Source organism: Enterococcus sp. LJL90 (genome assembly GCF_056924355.1).
The window spans coordinates 319,365-342,693 of the sequence record NZ_JBXPBQ010000002.1; the positions used below are offsets into that span (position 1 = coordinate 319,365).

Annotated in this window: 22 protein-coding genes; 10 read left to right on the forward strand and 12 right to left on the reverse strand. The window is 39.3% G+C overall.

What is annotated here, in order from left to right:
• Positions 1 to 95 precede the first annotated feature (95 nt).
• From AC1Z3S_RS06405 to AC1Z3S_RS06430, 6 genes are all read left to right on the forward strand, one after another.
• Positions 96 to 1,316, forward strand: a complete 1,221-nt coding sequence (locus AC1Z3S_RS06405; RefSeq protein WP_461739660.1) for a GNAT family N-acetyltransferase — start codon at positions 96 to 98, stop codon at positions 1,314 to 1,316.
• A gap of 43 nt (positions 1,317 to 1,359) precedes the next feature.
• Positions 1,360 to 1,833: a nucleoside 2-deoxyribosyltransferase gene (locus tag AC1Z3S_RS06410; protein ID WP_461739661.1), complete on the forward strand. Its 474-nt coding sequence runs from the start codon at positions 1,360 to 1,362 to the stop codon at positions 1,831 to 1,833.
• Between the two features lie 12 nt (positions 1,834 to 1,845).
• Positions 1,846 to 2,511: a DUF2238 domain-containing protein gene (locus tag AC1Z3S_RS06415; RefSeq protein ID WP_461739662.1), complete on the forward strand. Its 666-nt coding sequence runs from the start codon at positions 1,846 to 1,848 to the stop codon at positions 2,509 to 2,511.
• Positions 2,512 to 2,878: 367 nt separating this feature from the next.
• Positions 2,879 to 3,247, forward strand: a complete 369-nt coding sequence (locus tag AC1Z3S_RS06420) for an ACT domain-containing protein (protein WP_461739663.1) — start codon at positions 2,879 to 2,881, stop codon at positions 3,245 to 3,247.
• Positions 3,248 to 3,414: 167 nt separating this feature from the next.
• Complete coding sequence (locus tag AC1Z3S_RS06425) at positions 3,415 to 4,299, forward strand: YitT family protein (protein WP_461739664.1); 885 nt, start codon at positions 3,415 to 3,417, stop codon at positions 4,297 to 4,299.
• Between the two features lie 231 nt (positions 4,300 to 4,530).
• The gene (locus AC1Z3S_RS06430) at positions 4,531 to 6,120 is read left to right on the forward strand and encodes an oligosaccharide flippase family protein (protein WP_461739665.1); all 1,590 of its coding nucleotides are present in this window, start codon (positions 4,531 to 4,533) and stop codon (positions 6,118 to 6,120) included.
• 56 nt (positions 6,121 to 6,176) lie between these two features.
• Here the strand turns inward: AC1Z3S_RS06430 and AC1Z3S_RS06435 are convergent, their stop codons facing one another.
• The 5 genes from AC1Z3S_RS06435 to AC1Z3S_RS06455 all read right to left on the reverse strand — a co-directional run bounded on the left by AC1Z3S_RS06435 (position 6,177) and on the right by AC1Z3S_RS06455 (position 9,422).
• On the reverse strand, positions 6,177 to 6,395 hold the full coding sequence (locus tag AC1Z3S_RS06435; RefSeq protein WP_461739666.1) for a helix-turn-helix transcriptional regulator: 219 nt from the start codon (positions 6,393 to 6,395) through the stop codon (positions 6,177 to 6,179).
• A complete protein-coding gene (locus AC1Z3S_RS06440) occupies positions 6,382 to 6,798 on the reverse strand; it encodes a DUF2178 domain-containing protein (protein WP_461739667.1) in 417 nt (138 codons plus the stop codon). The genes AC1Z3S_RS06435 and AC1Z3S_RS06440 overlap by 14 nt, the downstream gene beginning before the upstream one ends.
• Positions 6,799 to 6,991: 193 nt before the next feature.
• Entirely contained in the window at positions 6,992 to 7,858 is an 867-nt protein-coding gene (locus AC1Z3S_RS06445) for a PhzF family phenazine biosynthesis protein (RefSeq protein ID WP_461739668.1), read from the reverse strand.
• A 159-nt stretch (positions 7,859 to 8,017) separates the two neighbouring features.
• A complete protein-coding gene (locus tag AC1Z3S_RS06450; RefSeq protein ID WP_461739669.1) occupies positions 8,018 to 8,242 on the reverse strand; it encodes a hypothetical protein in 225 nt (74 codons plus the stop codon).
• Between the two features lie 82 nt (positions 8,243 to 8,324).
• A complete protein-coding gene (locus tag AC1Z3S_RS06455; protein ID WP_461739670.1) occupies positions 8,325 to 9,422 on the reverse strand; it encodes an iron-containing alcohol dehydrogenase family protein in 1,098 nt (365 codons plus the stop codon).
• Positions 9,423 to 9,641: 219 nt separating this feature from the next.
• On the opposite strand from AC1Z3S_RS06455, the gene AC1Z3S_RS06460 reads away from it, so the two are divergent.
• The 3 genes from AC1Z3S_RS06460 (at position 9,642) to AC1Z3S_RS06470 (ending at position 13,256) form a co-directional block, all read left to right on the forward strand.
• The gene (locus tag AC1Z3S_RS06460; RefSeq protein ID WP_461739671.1) at positions 9,642 to 11,144 is read left to right on the forward strand and encodes an ABC transporter substrate-binding protein/permease; all 1,503 of its coding nucleotides are present in this window, start codon (positions 9,642 to 9,644) and stop codon (positions 11,142 to 11,144) included.
• Positions 11,137 to 11,859 carry an amino acid ABC transporter ATP-binding protein gene (locus AC1Z3S_RS06465; RefSeq protein WP_461737621.1) on the forward strand — a complete coding sequence of 241 codons (723 nt, stop codon included), beginning with the start codon at positions 11,137 to 11,139 and terminating at the stop codon, positions 11,857 to 11,859. Before AC1Z3S_RS06460 ends, AC1Z3S_RS06465 begins: the two co-directional genes overlap by 8 nt.
• A 245-nt stretch (positions 11,860 to 12,104) precedes the next feature.
• Positions 12,105 to 13,256: a pyridoxal phosphate-dependent aminotransferase gene (locus AC1Z3S_RS06470; protein WP_461739672.1), complete on the forward strand. Its 1,152-nt coding sequence runs from the start codon at positions 12,105 to 12,107 to the stop codon at positions 13,254 to 13,256.
• A gap of 82 nt (positions 13,257 to 13,338) precedes the next feature.
• Here AC1Z3S_RS06470 and AC1Z3S_RS06475 read toward each other — a convergent pair whose 3' ends face one another.
• On the reverse strand, positions 13,339 to 14,127 hold the full coding sequence (locus AC1Z3S_RS06475; protein WP_461739673.1) for an alpha/beta hydrolase: 789 nt from the start codon (positions 14,125 to 14,127) through the stop codon (positions 13,339 to 13,341).
• A 130-nt stretch (positions 14,128 to 14,257) separates the two neighbouring features.
• Between AC1Z3S_RS06475 and gad the strand changes: the two genes are divergently transcribed.
• Positions 14,258 to 15,658, forward strand: coding sequence for a glutamate decarboxylase (gene gad, locus AC1Z3S_RS06480; RefSeq protein WP_461739972.1), 1,401 nt, complete (start codon positions 14,258 to 14,260; stop codon positions 15,656 to 15,658).
• 99 nt (positions 15,659 to 15,757) lie between these two features.
• Here gad and clpB read toward each other — a convergent pair whose 3' ends face one another.
• From clpB to AC1Z3S_RS06510, 6 genes are all read right to left on the reverse strand, one after another.
• Complete coding sequence (gene clpB, locus AC1Z3S_RS06485) at positions 15,758 to 18,376, reverse strand: ATP-dependent chaperone ClpB (protein WP_461739674.1); 2,619 nt, start codon at positions 18,374 to 18,376, stop codon at positions 15,758 to 15,760.
• Between the two features lie 195 nt (positions 18,377 to 18,571).
• Entirely contained in the window at positions 18,572 to 19,609 is a 1,038-nt protein-coding gene (locus AC1Z3S_RS06490) for a lysylphosphatidylglycerol synthase transmembrane domain-containing protein (RefSeq protein ID WP_461739675.1), read from the reverse strand.
• Position 19,610: 1 nt separating this feature from the next.
• Positions 19,611 to 19,880: a DUF1294 domain-containing protein gene (locus AC1Z3S_RS06495; RefSeq protein WP_461739676.1), complete on the reverse strand. Its 270-nt coding sequence runs from the start codon at positions 19,878 to 19,880 to the stop codon at positions 19,611 to 19,613.
• Between the two features lie 8 nt (positions 19,881 to 19,888).
• On the reverse strand, positions 19,889 to 20,776 hold the full coding sequence (locus AC1Z3S_RS06500) for a diacylglycerol/lipid kinase family protein (RefSeq protein WP_461739677.1): 888 nt from the start codon (positions 20,774 to 20,776) through the stop codon (positions 19,889 to 19,891).
• 135 nt (positions 20,777 to 20,911) lie between these two features.
• Positions 20,912 to 22,141, reverse strand: a complete 1,230-nt coding sequence (gene pepT, locus AC1Z3S_RS06505) for a peptidase T (RefSeq protein WP_461739678.1) — start codon at positions 22,139 to 22,141, stop codon at positions 20,912 to 20,914.
• A gap of 20 nt (positions 22,142 to 22,161) precedes the next feature.
• Positions 22,162 to 23,280, reverse strand: a complete 1,119-nt coding sequence (locus AC1Z3S_RS06510; RefSeq protein ID WP_461739679.1) for a Nif3-like dinuclear metal center hexameric protein — start codon at positions 23,278 to 23,280, stop codon at positions 22,162 to 22,164.
• Between the last annotated feature and the right edge of the window lie 49 nt (positions 23,281 to 23,329).

Genomic DNA, 23,329 nt, shown 5'->3' on the forward strand with positions numbered 1-23,329 from the left:
AATGTAATAAACGACATTTAAAACACATCATCGCCAAAAAAGACAAGGCTGTAAAGTTTTGCTATACTTAATCCATTAGAAATGGAGTTGAAAATATGGCGGAACAAGATTTTCGCGAAAATTTAGTTTTGAAGCCGGTTGGTGAAGAGCATGTTGCTCAATTCAATGAGTTATTGAGTTATGTCTTTCAATTTACGGAATCTGATTTAGAAGAGAGCGGTTTTTCCAATAAACGGGAGCTGATTAAATCAAAACAGCCGATTTTAGAATTATCAGAGGTGTTTGGCTGGTTTTATCAAGATAAATTAATTTCACAAATTGCAATTTATCCCTGTGAAGTAAATATTCATGGAACCTTATATCAAATGGGTGGAGTAACAGGTGTCGGCACATACCCTGAATATGCCAATCATGGCTTGATGCAAGATTTAATCCGCATTGCACTAGGAAACATGCGCAAAGAAAAACAATGGATTTCCTATTTATATCCCTATAGCATTCCTTATTATCGCCGCAAGGGCTGGGAAATTATGTCGGACAAATTAAGTTTTAAAATTAAAGATGTCCAGCTACCAAAAGCTGTTGAGGTTCCCGGTATGGTGGAGCGCAAAGAGGTTTATGACCCAGATGTTTTCACTGTCTATGCCCGCTTTGCCAGACAAAATCATGGCGCCTTGATTCGCAGTGAGTTTCACTGGGAAGAATACTGGCGTTTTGAAAATGAAGAGGAACGAACGGCCGCCGTTTATTATGGCGCCAATCAAGAACCTCTAGGTGTTTTATTTTATTGGATTGCCGAAGATGTTTTTCATATTAAAGAAATGTTTTATTTGAACTTAGAAGCCCGCAACGGCCTCTGGAATTTTATCAGCGCCCATTTTTCGATGGTCGACTGGGTCTTGGGGGATATTTATAAAAATGAACCACTGGCTTTTCTTCTGGATGACAGTCAAATTAAAGAAACGATTGAACCTTATTTCATGGCCCGCATTGTCGATGTGAAGGAATTTTTACAGATGTATCCCTTTGATAGTACCGGCAAACCGTTTCATTTTGTTGTGAGCGATCCTGTGGCGGATTGGAATACAGGCATTTTTGGTCTGATTTGGGATGAAAATGATCAGGTGACTGTGACCGACGAAGCGATTGGCAAGCCAGTTGTTCTTGACATCCAAACCTTGACTTGCCTGATGATGAATTATCGCCGGGCCAGTTATCTTTCTCGAATTGAACGACTTAGCACAGATAAAGAAACCCTGCACACCTTAGAACGGATTTTACCAGATACGGAAGCTTACTTCAGCGACTATTTTTAAACATACTGGGTTCTGTGACTACTTTTAGATGGAGGAATTATTAATGAAGATTTACTTTGCAGCCCCATTATTTGCTCAAAGTGATTTACTTTATAATCAAAAACTTGTTGAAAAAATTCGGCAGCAACAACCGGATGCCACTATTTATCTGCCGCAGGAAAATACGGCAATTAATGATAAATCGGCTTATGCCGACAGCAAAATGATTGCTTTAGCTGATACTGAAAAAGTTTTAGAAAGTGATTTGATGATTGCGCTATTAGATGGTATCACGATCGATGCCGGAGTTGCTTCAGAAATCGGTGTCGCCTATGGAAAAAATATTCCGATTTTAGGCTTATATACCGATACCCGTCAGCAAGGCAGCGACAACCAGCAAAAAATTCAAGCGCTGCAGACTGTCGCTGAAAATCAGTTTCACTATACAAATCTCTACACAATTGGTTTAATAAAATTAAATGGTCAAGTGGTTAATTCTGAAGCAGCGCTTTTACAAGCTCTGCAAGAATACTGCTAGAAAGGTTGTCCCATGTCAAAAAAAATGAAACAAGCACAATTGGCGTTAACTGTTTTTGGATTGTTTGTCGTCGCTTATAATATCTTTGAGTTGATTACTAATAAGTATTCTACGAGTCAAGGCATCATCTTTGTCATTGAATCACTTGCGGGCATTGTCTTAATTTATCTGCCGAATATCGCCCGTAAATTATTAAAAATCGAAATTCCAGCGGCTATCGTCCTGTTTTACTGGTTTTTCTTAACCATTTCCGTTTTTATCGGCACTGGCTTACACGTTATTTCTTTAATTTTCTTCTGGGATAAGGTGCTCCATGCCGTCAGTCCTATGCTTTTAACAGTATTGGGGTATGGCTTAATCGCAGCCTTTTTAAAAGATGCGGATATTTCTAAAACCAGTCCCTGGCTCTTTATTATTATGGGCTTTGCCTTTGCTGGACTCTGTGGCGTTTTCTGGGAATTTTGGGAATTTCTCTGCGATCAATTTTTCAATATGAACCTGCAGCGTTATAATGCCTCCAGTGGTACACCATTTATCGGGCGGGAAGCCTTGATGGATACAATGGGCGATTTGTTTACCAATACTTTGGGCGCTTTGGCGTTAACCATTTTTGCCGGAGTAAAAAGTCACAATCATCCAGAATATTTTGAGCAATTTAAAATTAAAAAATTGCCTTAACTGTAAATCTAGAATGAACTTACTGCCAATCAGTTGATACTCTTCCCTCTGCGCTATACTAGAAATAACTTTAAAAGATATCAGGTCGTTTTTAAATAGAGGTGATTCATATGAAAAGACTTTTATCCGGCTTTGCTACTTTTCTATTTTATCTACTAATTGTTGTCGTTATTTTAGGTCTCGCATTTTTTATTTTTAGACCTAAGCTTTAAGCTTAATGTGAAACCGCCGCTAGTAATCAAGCGGCGGTTTTTTATGTTACCGTGACATACTATTTTCTCCCTTGCAAATCAAGAATCCATCGGTGACAATAGACTAGAAATAATTGGCTTTTCAGACACACCAAAAAATTTTAAGGAGTTTTTTTATGAAACTAGAAATTTTACGGACGCCCCTTTCAGTTATTCAAGTAGCTGATTTTAATGGACTTGATCTTAGTATCAGCCCACTTTTTATTGCAAATACTGAAGACGAGCGTTCTATCGTGTTACCGACTAAAAAAGTTCCAGCTATCACAGTGAATCGAGAAGATGGTTGGCGGGCGTTAAAAATCGTCGGTGTTTTAGATTTTAGTTTAGTGGGTATCTTGGCAAAAATCGCTAGCCTTTTGGCAGAGCAGAAAATCAGCATCTTTGCCGTTTCTACTTACAATACCGACTATATTCTCATTAAAGAAGACAAGTTAGCCAAGACTATCTCGATATTAGGTGATGCCGGTTATACAATTAGTGAATAGCAATTAATTTTTTTATGGCTGACGACTTTACCGCTAAAGCTAAATTTTCACAATTTAGCTTACTTTTGCAAAAATATCTGAAATTTCTCCTCTTCAAAGATTTTTTTATGGAAAACTTCATGTTATGATGAAGTCAGTTTGGTAATTTTATTAGAGGAGGAAATCATTTGCAGAAATTTTTTCAAAAACAATTGGTCCAAGACACATTATTTGTCACAGTGGGGGCCTTCGTCTTAGCCTTGTCGATTAATTCTATTTTACTGCCTAATCGGATTGTCGCTGGTGGCGCTAATGGAATTAGTGTGGTTTTAAATCATCTTTTCAACTGGAATCCCGCAATTATTTTATATGCTATTAATATTCCCCTTTTATTTTTATGCTTTATCCTATTAGGTAAAGAAACGGGATTGAAGACGATTTATGGCAGCTTACTCTATCCTTTTTTTGTTGGCATCACTAGTAATGTCCCCGTTTTGACCACCAATATTTTTTTAGCAGCCCTTTTTGGTGGCATTATCACGGGTATTGGTCTAGGCTTAGTCTTCCGCGGTAACGCTTCGACTGGTGGAACGGCAATTATCTCGCAGATTGTGCATAAATATTTAAAAGTCTCGCTGGGAATTGCGATTCTTTTTGTAGATGGCTTGGTGATTTTATCCGCATTTTTAGCATTTAGTACTGATGTCGTTTTATTCTCGTTGATTGCCCTTTTTATTATCGGCCGGGTTGTCGATGGCATCCAAATTGGCTTGGTTCGCTCAAAAAATATTTTGATTATTTCCCAAAAACATCAAGAAATTCGCAGAGTTATTACAAATGAATTAGATTTAGGGGTTACCTTAATACCAATTGAAGGCGGCTATAGCCAGCAACCGGGAAAATTACTGATGACTGTTATTCGTGAAAAGGATTTTCCAAAAGTCAAAGAACGCATCCTTTCAATTGATGACCACTCATTCTTTATCACCTTAAGTGCCAGTGAAGTCCACGGACGCGGCTTTAGTTTGAAAAAAGTGGCCGAGGATTATGGCGTTGAAGTGAATCAGTTGTAGGCAAATTGCATAAGTACTATCAGACAAGTCGGGAAATTTTTTCCGACTTTTTTTCAATACATTCTTTAGTAGTATGGAAACCCACTTTACAAATTATAGTACTATAAAAAGTTCTCAAGTTTATTTTAAATTCCCGCAACTACTATTAAGTAGGATTTTAATCTGTAATCGTCTTTGATAAACTAATTTTATCTTCACTAAAAAGTAATCACTTAAATAAGGATGCAGATTATGAATAAAAAAATGATTCAAGGTACATTTTGGCTATCAGCTGCTAATATAATCACTAAAGTTTTAGGTATCGTCTATTTGATTCCTTGGCTAGCTTTCATGGGTAGTATCCAAGAACAGCAGACAGCTCAGGCTTTGTATAATGTGGCCTATCTACCTTATGCATTATTTTTAACTTTAGGAACTGCTGGTTTTCCAAGCGGTATTGCCAAAAAGATTGCTGAACTAAATCAGCAAGCATCCAGCCTTAAAGTCCGTGATTTATTTCGTAATTCTCTAGCAGTTATGGAAATGATTGGGATTTTTTCGGCAGTTTTAATGTTCATTTTCGCACCAGTCTTGAGTTTCATCAGTCCTGTAGCGAATCAGGCTGCAGGAACTGACGCTATCAGAAGCTTATGCTTATCATTAATCTTAATACCTATGCTGAGTGCTTTACGGGGATATTTTCAAGGAATGAATTTAATCTTTGAGTTTGGTGTCTCACAGGTGATTGAACAATTTGTACGAGTAGTTGTAATTATTTGTGGAACGTATTTTTTACGAGTTGTTTTAGGACAAAGCGTTTTAGCTGCAGTTATTATCAGCACCCTCGCTTCAGCTGTAGGAGGCATTTTCGCGATTTTGTATCTTTTATTTGTTGGCAGAAGGAAAGAATTGTTTATTCTCCGAGATTTTTTTGTTTCTCCGTTAAACGCTTTAAAAAATCAGCGGGGAATTTCCCTAGAAATAATTAAGGGCGCACTCCCCTTCGTTTATGTCGGCTCTTTCATTTCAATTTTGCAATTAATTGATCAAGTTTCCCTGAAGCCAATCCTTAGATTACTTGAACCGGCCCTTTCTGTTGAAGCTGTTCAAACTCTTTTTACAATTAGTTCAGCAAATCCGAATAAGTTGACCCCAATTTTATTATCGCTAGTTTCCTCAATAACCGTGACTAGCCTTCCACTCTTGAGTATCTTACAAGAAAAGGCAGCCGTTCAAAAAGAAATGTCCAATACACTTAAAATGGGCGTAACTATTTTTCTTCCAGCAGCATGTGGAATGATGTTATTAGCGCCTCAGCTAAATACTTTGTTTTTTGGTTACAGTGAAGCAGGTAGTTCATACCTCTTTTGGTCAGTCGTCGCAACTTTTTTATTGTGCCTCTTTTCTATTTTGCTTGCTACCTTGCAAGCACTTAATTTCCATCGTCAAGCAATGAAGTATGTTAGCCTTGCGATACTTTTAAAATGTTTGCTACAATTACCAACCATTTATTTGTTTGCTGGATATGGTTTAGCTTTTTCAACAATTTTTAGTGTTCTAATCCTGTTTGTATTTGTTTACCGTTACATCGCTAAACAATTTGAAATAAGACTCTTCTCATATGAGGTGGTTTATTATCGTAAAGTTTTACGAGCAACAATCTTAATGACAATAAGTTGTTTAGTATCGCTTTATCTGCTGAATCAAATATTTACTAAAGACAATATGCTGGAATCATTCATAATCATCGGCATAATAGGTCTGGTTGGCGGAATTATATATTTACTCTTAGTCTTTAGAAAACGAATTACTTTAACTTTTAGAAATAAATTGAACAGATAATAGGTTTTATCAGAATAACACTCGCTATTCTGAAAAAAAAAGCTGATCCCAACAGATCAGCTTTTTTTAGATTCCTCTTTTAACCGAAATAAACTTTCGACTGGCACTTCAAAAATTTTAGCAATTTCCAAAGCCAGTTCTAAAGATGGATTGTACTTATTTTTCTCTAAATGGACGATAGTTTCTCTTCTAACTCCGACTTGTTCAGCCAAATCTTTTTGAGTCAGCCCCCGCTCTTCACGATATTCCTTTAATTTCGTTTCAATTTTTCCCATTGGATAAGCCTACATTTTCAAAAGTGAGAAAGGACAATGCATGGAAAGCTAACATAGCAGCTACAACAAACGACATAATACCAGCCGTTAATTGAATATGAAGAGAAAGTGCTAATAGGCTCACACCTAATAAGACGAAAAATGAAATTGCTGTAATAATAGTCAGATTACTGGCTTTTGATAGATTGTAGCGGGCTCGTTCATCCATTTTCTCGGAATTCATCAGAGATATCCAAAGAATAATTGCTGAAATTATGACTAGCATCACTCCCATAACAAGATATTTTAAATAAATTGGATTGGTGTTTGGTGTGCTTAATGAGACACCAATGCTATAAAACAACATTGCTGCTAAAAACTCGATTGAATAAATTTTACTAGTTAAACGTATTTTCTTTTTCATTTATTAGTCCAACTTCCATGTGATATATTTGTAACATGTTATAAATATATCACTTGAAATTTTTCTTGTCAAACTCTAAAAATTCTAGCTTGGATATAATTTTAAACTATCTAAGAATGCTCCACTATCTTTTTTTTCTGACAATAAAAAAACTGCTATCAAATTTAACCAACTTGATAACAGTTTTAATAGTTTATAAAATAATTTTTTTCACTTGAGGATTCATGACCGCTGTTCCAGTTATTTCAATAAAAGTTTTGCCTGCTTCTTTTGTCGCTGTTGCCAATAATTGGCCGGGCCGCTTCAAATAACGTCCCTGCTGAATTGAAATTGTCAACGAATTTTTTTCTGGATAGAGATATCTTTGACTATAGGCTGCCATCACCCCTGAGGCCGTACCAGTCACCGGATCTTCAATGGTTTTAGAATACGGCGAAGAAAAATGCCGAGCGCTAAATAATCCCTGTTCCTGATTTAAAATAGTAAATGGATGAATCGAGCTGCGGGGAATTTCCTTTAAAACTTCTGGAAAACGTAACGTTTGCGGCACCATTTTTGCTAAGACGGCCTCACTTTTCACAGGAACTAGCAAAGTCCAAGAACCAGTATTGCCATATTCAATCGGCAAATCCTCTAGCAAATCTTCTTCTTTAATGTTTAAGATGTTGCACAATTCTTTTTTTGATGAGAGAAAAGGTGTTTGCTTCGGTTGGCTTTGGGCCATCGTCAAAGCATCAGCATCTATTTTGATTTCGATTGGACCGACTTCAGTTTTAAGGAGCGCCTGCTCTTGAATCAAACCAGCATCTAAAAGGTATCTCACACCGCCAATTGTAGCATGACCGCATAAAGGCGTCTCATGCCCTGGTGTAAAATAGCGAAACTCAGCGGTACATTCTTCACTGGGCAAAATAAAAACCGTCTCATTAAAGCCCATTTCGGCTGCGATTTTTTGCATCTGATCCGTTATTAGATTGTCTGCCACAGGAACAATTCCGGCTGGGTTTCCCTGATTCACTTTTGTGGTAAAGACATCCGCTTGATACACTGAAATTTCCATTTGATTAAGCCACCTATTTTTATTTTCAGACAAACAAAAGCTGCAACTAAAGTGTCCCATAAAATAAGTAACAGCCTGCCAGCAGTTTAATAAATCGCTGGCATTCCTTTGCTCATTTTGGTTTTACTTTTTGTCACAGACTCTGTTCACACTGTCTATTTAATTTAATTCTTCTACTAACTCATAGTCTTCGGGATTTTTAAGGGCGTGAAAATCTTCCTTAAAAAAGAGGACATATTGGTTATTGCGCTTGTCTTTAGCAATGACCAGTGGTTCTTTATCACGACCACTATCTTTTTCAATTTGAGCAGCGATATACAAGGCTTTTAAATCCACATCAGAGGTTAGCGCATTACCTTGGTTAAAGAAAATTCTTTCTTCCATTTGAAATCCCTCCTTTTATATATTTATTTTAGCATTAAAAGAAGGCGACTTCCAATAAAGGCCGTTGAATCTTTTGTGATTTTTACGGGACTTTTTTGTCCGCCATATACTCTTCTAACTTTTCCATGGCTGTTGCGACTTTTTCTGCTGTGATCGTCCCTTTCATCATATGAATCGTCTCGTCAGGCAAAACCGCCCGCTCAGCCACTGCTGTTATTTCTTCAGTAGTTAAGGTCATTTCCATAGCGGCTAAAGATTTCGGCAAATGCAGTTCCGTATAAAAAGGAAGCAATTCTTCAAGCTCCTGCCATTTGTCTTCCATTACCAGCTGCACTAGAACGCCATAAGCCACTTTATTGCCGTGAAGTTGTTGGTGGCTTTGAGGTAAGATGGTCAGGGCGTCATGAATTGAATGAGCCCCGGCCGTGCGACCATATTCATCGCCAAAGCCCCCCACCATGCCGGCTAATAAAATATTCGTTTCGACAACATTTAAGAAGGCCTGATTTAGTTCATTTTTTTCCATCGCCGCTAAGGCCGCTTGACTGTCTCTTAGTAAAACAACTTGGCATTGCTTAGCGGCAAATTCTGCTACGATTATTTCAATCGGTTTATCTTCAATCTGTTCAATGATGGAAATGCCCTCATACCACTTAGCTAAGGTGTCACCAATTCCCGCCACCATCAATTCAATTGGTGATTCTAAAATTACCCGGGGTTCAATTAAAACTAAGGCGTTACTAACGGGAAAAATATCATAACGATCCATTGAGCCGTCTTCATTATAGACCACACTTAAAGCTGCATAGGCGGCACAGGTTGCGGCTAAGGTCGGCAGACAAAAAACGGGAACCTGTGCTCTAATGGAGGCCAGTTTGCCAGTGTCTAAAACTTTGCCACCGCCGATTGCCACCACCACTTCAAAATGTTCCTTTTTGATCATGTCCACAAATACTTGGGCAAGGGCGTCCGTACACTCACCGCCATAATATTCATAATGAACTGAAAAATCAGTCAGGTCGGGCAAAAAATTTTGAACAGCCTGCCAAGATTTTTTACCGTGAAGGACTAAAACTTTTTTTAACTGGCGCCGTTCTAAATGCGCCGAAAGCTGCTGCCACGCTCCTTCATGACATTCATATTCCTGTGGAGCGCCTCTGACAATAAGTGGTTGATTCATATTCTTCTCCTTGTTTACTGAAATAAAATAAATCTTTATTAGTTTTGAACGAAACAAAAAAAGCGCCTTTAAAAAGGTTTTTCCAAAAAAAATTTCTGAAAAGTCCTTTTTGCCCTTTGACTTTAACAGATTTTATGATATTATAATTCACAGAAAAACACAAATGAATTTTTATGCAATTATTATTCATTTTATTTTGTAAAAGGGAGCGATTATTGAATGAAAAAATGGAAAAATTGGCTGTTTTCACTGATTGCCTTGCTAGCAGTTGCCGGTTCATTTTTACCAGCAGCAGTCCAGGCAACTTCAACTTCTGGATCAGATACCTCAGTTGCCACAACTGCTGATACGGATGCAGCATATGAAAAGGTGATTTCTAGCGGCAAATTAATTGTCGGCTTGTCAGCTGACTATGCGCCTTATGAATTTCACGCAACTGTCGATGGTAAAGATACCATCGTGGGCTTTGATATTTCAATTGCTCAGCATATTGCGGATAGTTTAGGTGTTGAGCTAGAAATTCAAGAGCTAGGTTTTGATGCTCTTTTAGGAGCACTAACGACAAATAAGATTGACATGATTATCTCCGGCATGTCTCCAACACCGGAACGGGAAGAACAAGTTGATTTTTCTGATCCTTATATGACGGTGACTCAAAAAGTGGTTGTGAGAGCTGCTGACAAAGATAACTATACTTCCACTGCCGACTTTGATGGCGTTCCGGTTGGCGTGCAAAAGCAAACGACGCAAGAAGAATTGGCACAAACGGAATTGACTGGCTCTGTTTTAACTTCATTACAAAAAGTGCCAGATTTAATCACCAACTTAACCACTGGTAAAGTTGATGCGGTTGTTTTAGAAGGACCAGTTGCTGATGCTTACGTGCAACAAAATACAACATTGACAATCGCCGATGATGTAACCTTCGTTAACGGTACCAAACAAACCGCTGTAGCTGTCAATAAAAATTCACCACAATTTTTAGCGGCTATCAATGACTCTATTAGTGAAATTACTAACTCTGATTTATTAGCTGAATATCAAGAAGAAGCCAATGAATTGATGTTTCAAGATGACACCAGCTTCTTTGAAAAATACATGCCTTACTTTATTTCCGGGACTGGTTATACTTTACTATTAGCCTTTGTTGGTGTGTTATTCGGGGCTGTCTTAGGTAGCGTCTTTGCTTTGATGAAACTTTCGAAATATAAAATTTTGCGGGCTTTAGCGATTATCTACATTGAATATGTTAGAGGGACACCGCTATTGGTGCAAATTTTTATCGTTTATTTCGGAACCACGATGTTAAATCTCAATGTTTCCAATCTAGTGGCTGGCTGTATCGCCCTATCATTAAATAGTGCCGCTTATGTTGCAGAAATTATTCGGGCTGGGATTGGCGCTGTCAACAAAGGCCAAATGGAAGCCGCTCGTTCACTAGGAATGAATCAAACACAGGCGATGCGCTACATCGTCTTCCCGCAGGCAATTAAAAATATCTTGCCGGCATTGGGAAATGAATTTGTCACTGTTATTAAAGAATCTTCTGTCGTATCGGTAATTGGTGTGGCGGAATTAATGTTCCAAACTGGCGTGGTTCAAGGAGCCAGCTTCCGGGCCTTCATGCCTTACGTGATTGTTTCCTTAATTTACTTCGTCTTAACCTTCGCCTTGTCTCGTTTATTAGGTGTTGCTGAAAGGAGAATGAAAACTAGTGATTAATATAACTGACTTACACAAAACCTTTGGTGACAATGAAGTCTTAAAGGGCATTGATTTAAATGTTGAAGCTGGTGAAGTGGTCGTGATTATTGGCCCTTCCGGTAGCGGAAAATCCACCTTCCTGCGGTGCATGAATTTATTAGAAATGCCAACCAAAGGTAAGATTGAATTTGAAGGTCAAAATATCTTAGAAAAAGGCGTCAACATTGATGCCCTTCGCCAAAAAATGGGGATGGTCTTTCAAAGCTTTAACCTCTTTCCCCATAAAACTGTTTTAGAGAATTTGACGATTAGTCCAATTAAAGTTAAAAAAGAAGATGCTGAAGCGGCTAAGAAAACGGCGCTGGCTTTACTTGAACGGGTTGGCTTAAGTGATAAAGCTGAAGTCTATCCCTCTAGCTTATCCGGTGGACAACAACAACGGGTGGCCATCGCCCGTGCTTTAGCGATGAATCCAGATGTGATGCTTTTTGATGAGCCGACTTCGGCCCTTGATCCAGAAATGGTCGGTGAAGTATTATCCGTTATGCAAAGTCTGGCTAATGACGGTATGACCATGGTGGTCGTTACTCATGAAATGGGCTTTGCCCGCCAAGTAGCTGACCGGGTAATCTTTATGGATGCCGGCATTATTCAAGAGGAAGGCACCCCAGAAGAAGTCTTTGGCAATCCGCAAAATCCCCGGACCCAAGATTTTCTGGCAAAAGTCCTCTAAGTCATTTTAGCTAAACTAAAAGTGTCCGTGACACAAGTTACTACAGAATTAATTCCGAACAATATTGAAAGAGACAGTAAATATTGTGTAATTGTCATAAGGATTCAGTAGGTGGCTGGCTAAAGTGCAGAAACATTCTGTTAGCTAGTCCACTGAATTCCAAAAACAATTTGATTCGGATGAAACTTTTGTTAAAGGCTTGTGTCACAGCCACTTTTATTTTTTATCGTGAAGGGAAATTGAAAATGAAAACATCAAAAATCGCCAAAAGATTTCATGCTCCAAAGGAAAATATTTTAATGGAGATTGGTGCTCTAGCCAGTCATACAGACAACTTAATTAATCTTTCCATCGGTGATCCCGATTTAATCACTGATGAGAAAATTATTGATGCAGCCATGACTGCCGCTAAAGCGGGTCACACAAAATACACGGCCTCAGAAGGCAGCCAAGAATTATTGGCTGCTATTCAAAAATTTTACCAGACGCAATATGGCTTAGCTTTTGAGTTGAATCAGATTTGGGCAACAGTGGGCGCTCTTCATGGCATCTATCTAGCTTTTCAAGCTATCCTTGATCCCGGTGATGAAGTAATCATCCATGAACCCTACTTCTCTCCTTACAAAGATCAAGTCATCTTTGCTGGTGGTGTCCCAGTTTTTGTACCAACCTATGAAAAAGATGACTTCCAATTAGATGTTAGCTTGTTAGAGGCTGCTATCACACCAAAAACCAAAGCGATTTTATTGAACTCGCCGAATAATCCAACTGGGGCAGTTTTTTCAAAGGAAGCTTTTCAGGCGATAGCCGACCTAGCCATTAAACATGATCTTTTGATTTTATCCGATGAAGTCTATGAAGCCTTCACCTATTACGAAGATTTTATGCCGATGGCCAGCTTTGCCCCGGAAAACACAATTACTTTTGGCAGTTTTTCTAAAGCTTTTGCCATGACGGGTTGGCGTTTGGGTTATATGATTGGCCCCGCTGATATTAATGAAGTTGCCAAAATGATTAACGAAAGCGTAGCCTACTCTGCCCCGACTCTTTCTCAACGGGCAGGCATTTACGGATTAGAGCATTACGCTGAATTAGTTCCGCAAGTTACCAATGTTTTTCAAGAACGCTTAGAATATATTGAAAAACGCGTTGCTGAAAATCCTTTTTTATCTCTGCGACCGATTAAAGGCTCCATCTATGCTTATATCAATATCGCAAAAACTGGTTTGGATTCTGTCGCCTTCACGGAAAAACTTTTAAAAGAAACCAAAGTTTTAGTCATTCCCGGTAAGGCCTTCGGGGAAACTACCGGCGATCAACACGTTCGCCTAGCCGCTACGCAAAATTTAGAAGTTTTGCGGGAGGCCTTTGACCGAATCGATCAGTTAACCTTTTAAAAAAACTCAAGTTCATTTTTCCTTTCAAAAGTTGCTGCTACAAAAAGCTTCCTGAAAAGAAAAGTGACTTGAGTTTTTTTATTTAGTCTTTGAGTAAATATTGTTTGAAGAATAGTTCTGCATAAGGTTGCGCCTCTGTTAAGTAGCCTTTAGCATGAGCCGAGCCGATAATGAATTTAGTCATGACAGGCACGCCAACTTCTGCTAAGACGGCTTCTAAGAGCCAGACGCCTTCATTTGGTACCAATTCATTCAATGAGTTGGCAATAAACATTGGACCAGCTGTTGCAGAAACACGATTAAGCGGCGACATATCTTTAATTTTTTCCGCTTGATTACCGGCATAATTTAAAACAAACCATTTATAAAAACGATCATCGCCACCGTCTTGGTCGATTAAGTTACTAGCAAGATTGGGATTGTTAACTTGCGCCGCTTTTGGTTGTGGTGTCACGTCTTGATGAGCAGCTAGCCAATCTTCTATTTGGATAATCCCTGATAAAGAAACAGCCGGCAAACCAAATGCCAAGGATAATTCAATTGCCAAATTACCACCAGCGGAAGAACCATACACGCCAATCTTATCCTTTTCTAAATAATCACTTTTCTTTAACCAATGATAAACATTTTTCACATCATCTAAGGCCGTGGGATATAAAAATTCCGGAGCAAGCCGATAATTCGGCACTAACACGAGATACCCTTTGGCCGCCCAAATTTGCGCCCAATCTTGATCCTTCGCTTTATCTCCTTGGAACCAGCCCCCACCGTGAATATCAATCAGCGCGGCTCCATTGCTTTTATCTGGTTGGTAAATATCCATCTTCAATTGATTTTTTTCATCATAAATAACGTCTGTCAAAATTTTCATGTCCTTCACCTCTCTTAAAATTATACTCCCAATCAAAAAAAGACCGTAGCAATCCGTTTCAAAGCGGAAGAAAAAAGTGAAAACAGGTATAATAAAAGAAAAATCAGAAATTGGAGGAATGATTATGCCAATGCTTTATGGAAAAGACGATCGTGAAGAGGCGGATTTTTTAGAGCCGATTTTTGCAGAAGCCGCAGAAAATCATGATTTGCCTAAATATAAATTAGCCGACACGGGTTTGGATTCTCAGGCGGCCTATCGTTTAGTCAAAGATGAATTATTAGACGAGGGTAATTCCCGCTTAAATTTGGCGACTTTTTGTCAAACTTATATGGAAACAGAAGCGGTTGCTTTGATGAGTGAAACGCTAGATAAAAACTTAATTGATAAATCAGAATATCCCCGCACTGCTGAATTGGAAAATCGCTGTGTCAATATGATTGCCGAACTTTGGCAGGTCAATCAAAGTGAAAAATTTATCGGGACCTCTACGATTGGTTCATCAGAAGCTTGTATGTTAGCGGGCATGGCATTAAAATTTCGCTGGCGCAAAGAAGCCGCCGAAAACGGCTTGGATATTTATCAAAAACGGCCGAATCTAGTGATTTCTGCTGGCTATCAAGTCTGCTGGGAAAAATTTTGTGTCTATTGGGACATTGAGCTGCGGGCGGTACCGATTGATTCGCAACATTTGTCCTTGAATATGGAGACTGTGATGAATTATGTCGATGATTACACCATCGGCATTGTCGGCATCATGGGTATAACCTACACCGGTCAATATGATGACTTAAAGACTTTAGACAATCTCGTTGAAACATACAATCAAGAACATCACAGAACACTTTCCATCCATGTCGATGCTGCCTCTGGCGGATTTTATGCCCCATTTGTTGAAAAAGATTTGGTTTGGGATTTCCGTTTAAAAAATGTCGTTTCCATCAACGCTTCTGGTCACAAATATGGGTTAGTTTATCCAGGTGTTGGCTGGGTCCTATGGCGGGATCAACAATATCTGCCGGAGGAATTAATTTTTAAAGTCAGCTATCTCGGTGGCGAAATTCCCACGATGTCGATTAATTTTTCCCATAGCGCATCGCAGGTTATCGGACAATATTATAATTTTGTCCGCTTAGGTTTTGCTGGCTACCAAGAAATTCAACAACACACCCATGACGTCGCCATCTTTTTAAGTAAAGAAATCAGCCAATTAGCCGATTTTAAAATTATCAACGATGGCAGCCAATTACCATTAGTTTGTTATAACTTGAAATCAGATGATGCCCGAGAATGGACGCTTTACGATTTATCCGATCGCCTATTAATGAAGGGCTGGCAGGTGCCGACCTATCCTCTGCCAAAAGGGCTAGATCAAACAGTGATTCAACGAATTGTCGTGCGGGCCGATTTTGGCATGAATATGGCCCATGAATTTATGCAGGACTTTAAAGATGCCATCGCTGATTTGAAAAAGGCTCATTTAGTTTTTCACGAAAAAACTGAAATTAAAAAACAAGGCTTCACCCATTAAACAAAAAACGCATCCGAGAAGGCAGTTAATCACTGCCTCTTCAGATGCGTTTTCGTTTTTGTGATTATCAATTTTATTAAGCTGCTATTTTAATTAAGCTTAAGCTTCCACAACTTCTTCTACCACTGCTTCGTTTTCAAAAACCAGTTGATCGGCTAGTAAGCTAATCGTCACTTTAGTTTTTGGTAGGACACGACCGGCAATAATTTCTTTTGCCAAAGGTGTTTCCACTTCTTTTGTAATAAAGCGGCGTAAAGGTCGCGCACCAAAAGCCGGCTCATAGGCGTTGTCAGCAATCCAAGTTTTAGCTTCATCAGAAATGGTTAAGTAAATTTCTTGATGTTCTAAGCGGCGGGCCAATTGTTCAACAATTTTCACAACAATCCCCTTCACATTATCTAAACTTAGTGGTGTGAATAAAATAGTGTCGTCAATCCGATTTAAAAATTCGGGTTTGAAGTGTCCCTTCAGCATGGTCATCACCGCATCCTCGACAGTTTCTGGAATGCTGCCGTCTTCGGTCACACCTTCTAATAACAGCTGCGAACCGATATTACTGGTCATAATCATCACTGTATTTTTAAAATCGACTACGCGGCCTTTTGAATCGGTTAAGCGGCCGTCGTCTAAGACTTGCAGTAAAATATTAAAGACATCTGGATGAGCTTTTTCAATTTCATCTAGAAGGACAATCGTATAAGGATTCCGGCGCACAGCTTCTGTCAGCTGGCCGCCTTCTTCAAAACCGATATAACCTGGAGGCGCTCCAACAAGTCGTGAAACGGAATGTTTTTCCATGTATTCACTCATATCAATGCGCACCATATGATCTTCTGAATCAAATAAATTTTCGGCCAAAGCTTTAGCTAATTCGGTTTTCCCGACACCCGTTGGTCCTAAGAATAAAAATGATCCTAAAGGCCGATTCGGATCCTGCAAGCCGGCCCGTGACCGTAAAACAGCATCACTGACAGCTGTGACAGCTTCGTCTTGTCCAATGACTCTTTGATGGAGCGTATCATTGAGCTTCATCAATTTTTCCCGTTCGCCTTCGACTAATTTTGTCACCGGAATGCCGGTCAAACGGCCAACCACTTCGGCGATTTCATTTTCAGTGACAGACTCTTGAACCATCCGTAAATTGCTGGCTTCATTTTTAGCTTCCAAAGCCTTCAGCTCTTTTTCCAATTCAGGAATAGTGCCATGGCGCAAGACAGCCGCTCGTTCTAAATCATAATTATTTTCGGCATCTTCCAGTTCATGGCGGGCTTTATCAATTTCAGCCCGTTTATTTGACACTGAATTAACTTCTTCTTTTTCAGTTTCCCACTGCAATTTCATGGCATTGGCTTCTTCTCTTAAATCAGCCAATTCCTCTTGCAGATTACCTAACCGTTTTTTAGACGCATCATCGGATTCTTTCTTCAATGCAGCTTCTTCAATTTCCAATTGCATTAAACGTCTGGTCACTTGGTCCAATTCCGTTGGCATGGAATTCATTTCAACTCGAATGGTGGCACTGGCTTCATCGACTAAGTCAATCGCTTTATCTGGTAAAAAACGATCTGTGATGTAGCGATCGGATAAAGTTGCTGCTGCGACTAATGCATTATCATGGATGTTGACGCCATGATGGATTTCAAAGCGTTCCTTTAAGCCCCGCAAAATACTAATGGTATCTTCAACAGTCGGTTCTTTGACTAAAACCTTTTGGAAACGGCGTTCGAGGGCTTTATCTTTTTCCATGTATTGACGATATTCATCTAAAGTCGTTGCCCCAATCGTGTGAAGTTCTCCACGAGCTAGCATCGGTTTTAATAAATTACCGGCATCCATACTGCCTTCTGCTTTGCCAGCGCCGACAATATTGTGAATTTCATCGATAAAAAGAATGATGCGGCCATCGCTTTTTTTGACTTCAGCGAGAACAGATTTTAATCGTTCTTCAAATTCACCACGGAACTTAGCGCCGGCAATCAAAGAGCCCATATCTAAAGAAAAAATTGTCTTGTCCTTTAAATTTTCTGGGACATCTTTGCGGACAATCCGTTGGGCTAAGCCTTCAATGATCGCTGTTTTACCGACACCGGGTTCGCCGATTAAAACTGGATTATTTTTGGTTTTACGAGTTAAAATCCGAATGACATCGCGAATTTCTTCATCTCTCCCGATAATCGGGTCCATCTTGCCGCTTTTGACTTGTTGGACCAAGTCAACACCATATTTTTCCAGTGCTTGATATTGTTCCTCTTGATTTTTTGAGGTAACTTTGTCGCCACCCCGCATATCTTCAATGTTCTTACGCAGTTCTTTTTCAGTAATGCCTTGTTTTTTCAAATAAACTGTTAAGCGATAATTTTTCAACTTCATTAAAGCTAAAATCACAATTTCCGTGGACAGAAATTCATCGCCAAAACTATTTTTTAATTGGTCCGCTTCATTTAATAAGCTGAACAAATTTTGGCTCATATTTTGACCGTACTGAACATTACCGCCAGCAACTGTCGGATATTCATCCAAAGCTCGGTCAACTTCTCTTTCAAAAGCATCGACATCTAAGCCGGCATCCGTATAAAAGTTACGCCCAAAGTGACTGGGTTGCAAAAAGATTTTCCATAGATGGGCAATGTCAATTTCTTGATGACGGCGGGTAACAGCCACTTGTTGTGCTTCAGCAATCGCCTCTTGTAACGTGCTGGTCATTTTTTCTGGATTCATATAAGTACCTCCCGTTTAACTAATTTTTTCTTTTACTAGTTAACGATCTTTTCTTGTTTAGTGAGAAAGCAAATTCTTTTTCATTTCTCTGACAATAATTATACACATTTGGTCAGTAAAGGTCAAAAAATAACCCTTAAAAATACAAAAAAATCAAAAAATAATTTCCCGCAGGAACTATTTTTTGATTTTGATTTAGCTATTATTTTTTTCTTTGCGAACTTCCCGCAATTCGCTGGAAATTTGCCGTCTCTTTTTCAATAGCACATAGACTAGCCCGATTAAAAATGGCAAGACATAGGTTGAAAAACGATACAACAGCAGCGAAGAAAGTGTGTCCACCTCACCGACTAACGGTCTAAAAAGTAGTAAGTAGATGAATTCAAATGAACCTACGCCGGCTGGTGTCGGAATTACCCCAGCCGTCACCACCACCATCGAGATAAAAGATAGCGAGGTTAAAAAGTTCAGATTTGGATGCAATTGAAATAAAATTGCATAAGGAATTAAATACCAGAAAAATAATTTGAATAAGCTCCAATAATAAATTCGCAAAATTTTGGTTCTATCTTGGACAATCGTTTGAAAGGTTTCCCGCAAAGAAAAAATTTGCAGGTTTAAATTATCAATCCAATCGCGAATTTTTCGACTCTTAAAGACCTTGTTACAAAAAAGCATCACGCCGACTTGTAAATTGATGCTAGAGGCAAGCAATGCCAGCGCAATGACAATAATGGCTGTGACGACAATCCCAAAAAGCACTAATGCAATATACTGCGGGCGTTCATGCCATAGCCTACTAAACTGTAACACTAGACCAAAAACGGCATAGGTTAAAACAGCTAGTTTATACATCATCATGTGAAGTACAGTTACGCCAATCCCCTGAGACATTTTCATGCCTTTTTCCCGATAGTATTGGATTTCAGATACAAGAGTGCCAGCGCCTAGGGTAATCACTCGATAAAAAGCCACCGATCCAGATAAAAAGAAGCCATCTTTTTGTGAAAATTCATTACAGAAGGGATCAGCGATGAGCTGAACCACTTTGCCTTCTAAGAGCTGATATAAAAATCCCAGTAACACTACAATGAACAACGTCAATAAACTAGTGGAAGCTAATTGTTGAAAGATGTCTTTAAAGGAATTTTCCCCGACAATGATAATGAGCACGAAAATTACCACCAAAAAGGCAATATTCATGATCAAACGATTTTTAGAATTTTTTTGCATGTTAAACTCCCAACGATTTATCAAACATATAAATAAGAACAAGTGCCACAATCACACCAATCAAAAATGCAGCATAGAATTTGGGCTTGCGGGTTTTATGATGAAACACCTGTTGACCAATCAATCCACCAAAGCCGGCCCCGATAATTCCTAAAGCCAATAAAGTTTTTTCCGGAACCCGCCATTGATGCTTTCGAGCCTTCTGTTTATCGAAGCCCATCAATAAAAACAACAGCACATTGACACTCACCAAATAACCATATACAACCAACTAGTCACCTACTCTGGAACAAATATTTGTAATTTTTTCGTTTCGACTTTCATATTTAACGGTAAATAATCAGCCGGGTCGCCATCAATCCGAGCCTGAGCTTTTTTCATTCCTGACAATTTTAAAGTGCTGGTATGAAAATACTGGACATCCGGTAGCTGATAAATGCGGCCGCTAAGAATTTTCGGTAGATAAAAAAGATAACGCCAAATATGCAGCCGTGGCAAAATCGTCACATGAAAGAGACCATCATCGACCCGTGCAGTGCTGTCGAAATGGGTAAAGCCGCCAATTGAGTTGGTCATCGTGACCGCTAAAAGCTGACAAGATTCCTGCCAAGTTTTTTCATCTGTCTCAATTTCAAAACGATAGCGTTTCTTTTTTAACACCATTTTGATAAAATTTCTGACAAAAATAAGTTTACCATACTTTTGCTTATCTTTTTGAGAAATTGAAGCCGCGGTATCTGCTAAAATCCCGACTGTCATACTGGAAACCATCACATCTTGATTGACCACACCGTAATCGCAAAGGCGCTGATGCCCTTCAAAAATAATTGGAAAAGCTGCCTCAGCATTGACTGGCAACTCCAACGAACGGGCAAAGTTATTGACCGTTCCACCGGGAATAATCCCGATATTATATTTGTCAATTGAGCGTGAAAAATCCTGCACCATATGACGAATTGTGCCATCGCCGCCGATAAAAACTAAGGTATCAACTTCTTTAGCCTCAGCTTTTTTGGGGTAATCTGCCGGCTTTAAGTCCTTCGAGATTTCCTGTAAAAAAACCTCCTGCTGGGGATGGTGCTCTTTTGTGTAATGGGCGAACTTCTCCGCAATTTTCAACGCTTGATCACTGCCAGAACTCTGATTATAAAAAACCATAATCCGCATTATTTTCACCCTCTTTAAAAAAAGTAAAGTCTGGGGCACAAGCTGTCAGCAGAATCTCTTTTGCTAGTTTATCGTGCAAAACTGTCTTTAGAAATTTTGACTGTAAAAAAACTTATGCCACAGGCCAGTTAAAAATTATTTTGCGTTATTTTCTGCGATTTTAACAATGACATCAACAGCTTTTTCCATCGCCTGTAAAGAGACAAATTCAAATCGGCCGTGCATATTTTCACCACCGGCAAAAATATTGGGCGTTGGAATTCCCATATAAGAAATTTTAGAACCGTCTGTTCCACCCCGCACTGGTTCGATAATCGGCTCAATCGCCAATTCAAGCATAGCGTTTTTAGCCAGCTCCACAATGCTCATATCTTTTTCAATGATTTCCTTCATGTTGTAATACTGATCGTACATGTCCACAATGACCCGCTCTTCATTAAAGCGGCTATTTAATTTATTTTGGATGTCGGTAATCATTTGTTTGCGGGCTAAAAATTTATCGTGGTCATGGTCACGAATGATATAGCTCATCTTCGCTTCTTCGACATTGCCGTTTAGAGCCATCAAATGGAAAAAGCCTTGATAGCCGTCAGTTTTTTCCGGTACTTCGTCTTGAGGCAAGCTATTTTGAAAATCAATCGCCAATTGCAAAGCACTAATCATGGTATTTTTAGCCGTGCCAGGATGGACATTTTTTCCATGAATTGTGATATTGGCTTGAGCTGCTGAAAAAGTTTCATACTCCAATTCACCAACTGGGCCGCCATCCATCGTATAGGCAAAATCAACCGCAAATTGCTCTACATCAAATTTGTCCGCACCGACACCGATTTCTTCATCAGGACCAAAGGCAACTTTAATTAAGCCGTGTTTGATGTCAGGATTGTTAAGCAAAATTTCCATCGCTGTCATAATTTCAGCAATCCCCGATTTGTCATCGGCGCCTAATAAAGTCGAGCCGTCTGTCGTAATCAATGTTTGACCGGCATAATTTTTTAAATTGGGAAAGTCTTCAATATTTAAGGTGTAGCGGCCGGCCTTATCTAAATTAATGACTGACTGACCATCGTAATTTTCGATAATTTGTGGATTGACATTTTCAGCATTGAAATCAGCGGTGTCCATATGGGCAATAAAACCGATAGAACGCACCTCTTTCTCGGTATTGCTAGGCAAGGTTGCCATCACAAAACCATTTTTTTCATTATAAAAGACATCAGACATGCCTAAGTCAATTAATTCTTGTTTTAAAGTTTGAGCAAAGGCTACCTGCGTTTGCGTTGAAGGAGTCGTAGTGCTCTCAGGATTCGAGCGGGTTTCAGTTTTGACATAACGTAAAAATCTTGGTAATAAATTTTCGTACATTTTCATAATCTCCATTCTGTTTAGCGATAAGTAAAAGGATTTGTACTGACAGCTGAAGGAAAAACTTCCAGCTCCCAGTTATTTTCTATTTGCCAGCTCTTTAATAAAGCGGCAATTTTTTCTTTGCATAAAGTTTCAATATAATGGCCGGGATCTAAGACCGTTAGCCCGGCTGTTTGCATGTCGTGGGCTGTATGATAATAAACATCCCCGGTGATATAGACGTCCGCTCCTAACCGTAAGGCATCTTTATAAAAATTGCCACCGCTGCCACCGCAAATCGCGATTTTTTTGACCAGTTGTTTCGTCTCAGCCGGAAACACCACTTTGATTTCGGCCAATCCAAAAGCTTTTTTACTGCGCTCAATAAAGTCATCGATTGAAATTGCGTTTGGCAATTCGCCAATCCGCCCGATGCCAAAAGTTTGTGGGGCATTTTTTAATTCATAAATATCATATACTACCTCTTCATAAGGATGGGCAGCTAATAGCGCCGTCACAATTTTTTCCTTCAGCGGTTCAGGAAAACTCACTTCAATTTTAGTTTCCTGCACTGTCGTGGCTTCGTCAATTTTGCCGATTGCCGGTTGGGCGCCTTTCACGGGAGTAAAACGGCCGGTACCAGTTGTTGAAAAGCTAACCTGCTGATAATTCCCTTGAACGCCTGCCCCCGCTTTGCCTAAAACCTCCCGCAAAGCTTTGGCTCCATCTGTCGGAACAAAAACCGCCAGTTTCATCATCGGAAAACGGTGGGTTTCAGAAAGATAACCCGTCACAGGTACAGCTAAAGCTTCCATAAACCAATCATTTAAGCCCCCATCAACAATATCCATATTTGTATGGGCGACATAGACGGCAATATCATGGCGGATTAAATCCATCGTCATTTTTGTCTGCACATCTTGATCGGTGATCATCTGAACCGGTCGAAACAGTGGCGCATGTTTGGTGATAATCAAGTCAACTTCTTTTTCAATCGCCTCAGCCACCACTTGGGGGCGAATATCTAAGGTCACCATCACATTTTTTATTTCCTTGTCCAGACTCCCCACCTGCAGACCAGAGATATCGCCCTCCATTGAGAGCCATTGCGGACAAAATTCTTCAAAGCGTTGAATAACGGTTTGTGCTTTTACCATGGTTAACTCCTTTACTTAGATAATTTGTGGAGCAGCTTACCTGAAATTT

Excerpts from the sequence above, each read along its gene's own strand:
- AC1Z3S_RS06405 (WP_461739660.1), top strand. The coding sequence starts at position 96 with ATGGCGGAACAAGATTTTCGCGAAAATTTAGTTTTGAAGCCGGTTGGT.
- AC1Z3S_RS06410 (WP_461739661.1), top strand. The coding sequence starts at position 1,360 with ATGAAGATTTACTTTGCAGCCCCATTATTTGCTCAAAGTGATTTACTT.
- AC1Z3S_RS06415 (WP_461739662.1), top strand. The coding sequence starts at position 1,846 with ATGTCAAAAAAAATGAAACAAGCACAATTGGCGTTAACTGTTTTTGGA.
- AC1Z3S_RS06420 (WP_461739663.1), top strand. The coding sequence starts at position 2,879 with ATGAAACTAGAAATTTTACGGACGCCCCTTTCAGTTATTCAAGTAGCT.
- AC1Z3S_RS06430 (WP_461739665.1), top strand. The coding sequence starts at position 4,531 with ATGAATAAAAAAATGATTCAAGGTACATTTTGGCTATCAGCTGCTAAT.
- AC1Z3S_RS06435 (WP_461739666.1), bottom strand. The coding sequence starts at position 6,395 with ATGGGAAAAATTGAAACGAAATTAAAGGAATATCGTGAAGAGCGGGGG.
- AC1Z3S_RS06440 (WP_461739667.1), bottom strand. The coding sequence starts at position 6,798 with ATGAAAAAGAAAATACGTTTAACTAGTAAAATTTATTCAATCGAGTTT.
- AC1Z3S_RS06445 (WP_461739668.1), bottom strand. The coding sequence starts at position 7,858 with ATGGAAATTTCAGTGTATCAAGCGGATGTCTTTACCACAAAAGTGAAT.
- AC1Z3S_RS06450 (WP_461739669.1), bottom strand. The coding sequence starts at position 8,242 with ATGGAAGAAAGAATTTTCTTTAACCAAGGTAATGCGCTAACCTCTGAT.
- AC1Z3S_RS06455 (WP_461739670.1), bottom strand. The coding sequence starts at position 9,422 with ATGAATCAACCACTTATTGTCAGAGGCGCTCCACAGGAATATGAATGT.
- AC1Z3S_RS06460 (WP_461739671.1), top strand. The coding sequence starts at position 9,642 with ATGAAAAAATGGAAAAATTGGCTGTTTTCACTGATTGCCTTGCTAGCA.
- AC1Z3S_RS06470 (WP_461739672.1), top strand. The coding sequence starts at position 12,105 with ATGAAAACATCAAAAATCGCCAAAAGATTTCATGCTCCAAAGGAAAAT.
- AC1Z3S_RS06475 (WP_461739673.1), bottom strand. The coding sequence starts at position 14,127 with ATGAAAATTTTGACAGACGTTATTTATGATGAAAAAAATCAATTGAAG.
- gad (WP_461739972.1), top strand. The coding sequence starts at position 14,258 with ATGCTTTATGGAAAAGACGATCGTGAAGAGGCGGATTTTTTAGAGCCG.
- clpB (WP_461739674.1), bottom strand. The coding sequence starts at position 18,376 with ATGAATCCAGAAAAAATGACCAGCACGTTACAAGAGGCGATTGCTGAA.
- AC1Z3S_RS06490 (WP_461739675.1), bottom strand. The coding sequence starts at position 19,609 with ATGCAAAAAAATTCTAAAAATCGTTTGATCATGAATATTGCCTTTTTG.
- AC1Z3S_RS06500 (WP_461739677.1), bottom strand. The coding sequence starts at position 20,776 with ATGCGGATTATGGTTTTTTATAATCAGAGTTCTGGCAGTGATCAAGCG.
- pepT (WP_461739678.1), bottom strand. The coding sequence starts at position 22,141 with ATGTACGAAAATTTATTACCAAGATTTTTACGTTATGTCAAAACTGAA.
- AC1Z3S_RS06510 (WP_461739679.1), bottom strand. The coding sequence starts at position 23,280 with ATGGTAAAAGCACAAACCGTTATTCAACGCTTTGAAGAATTTTGTCCG.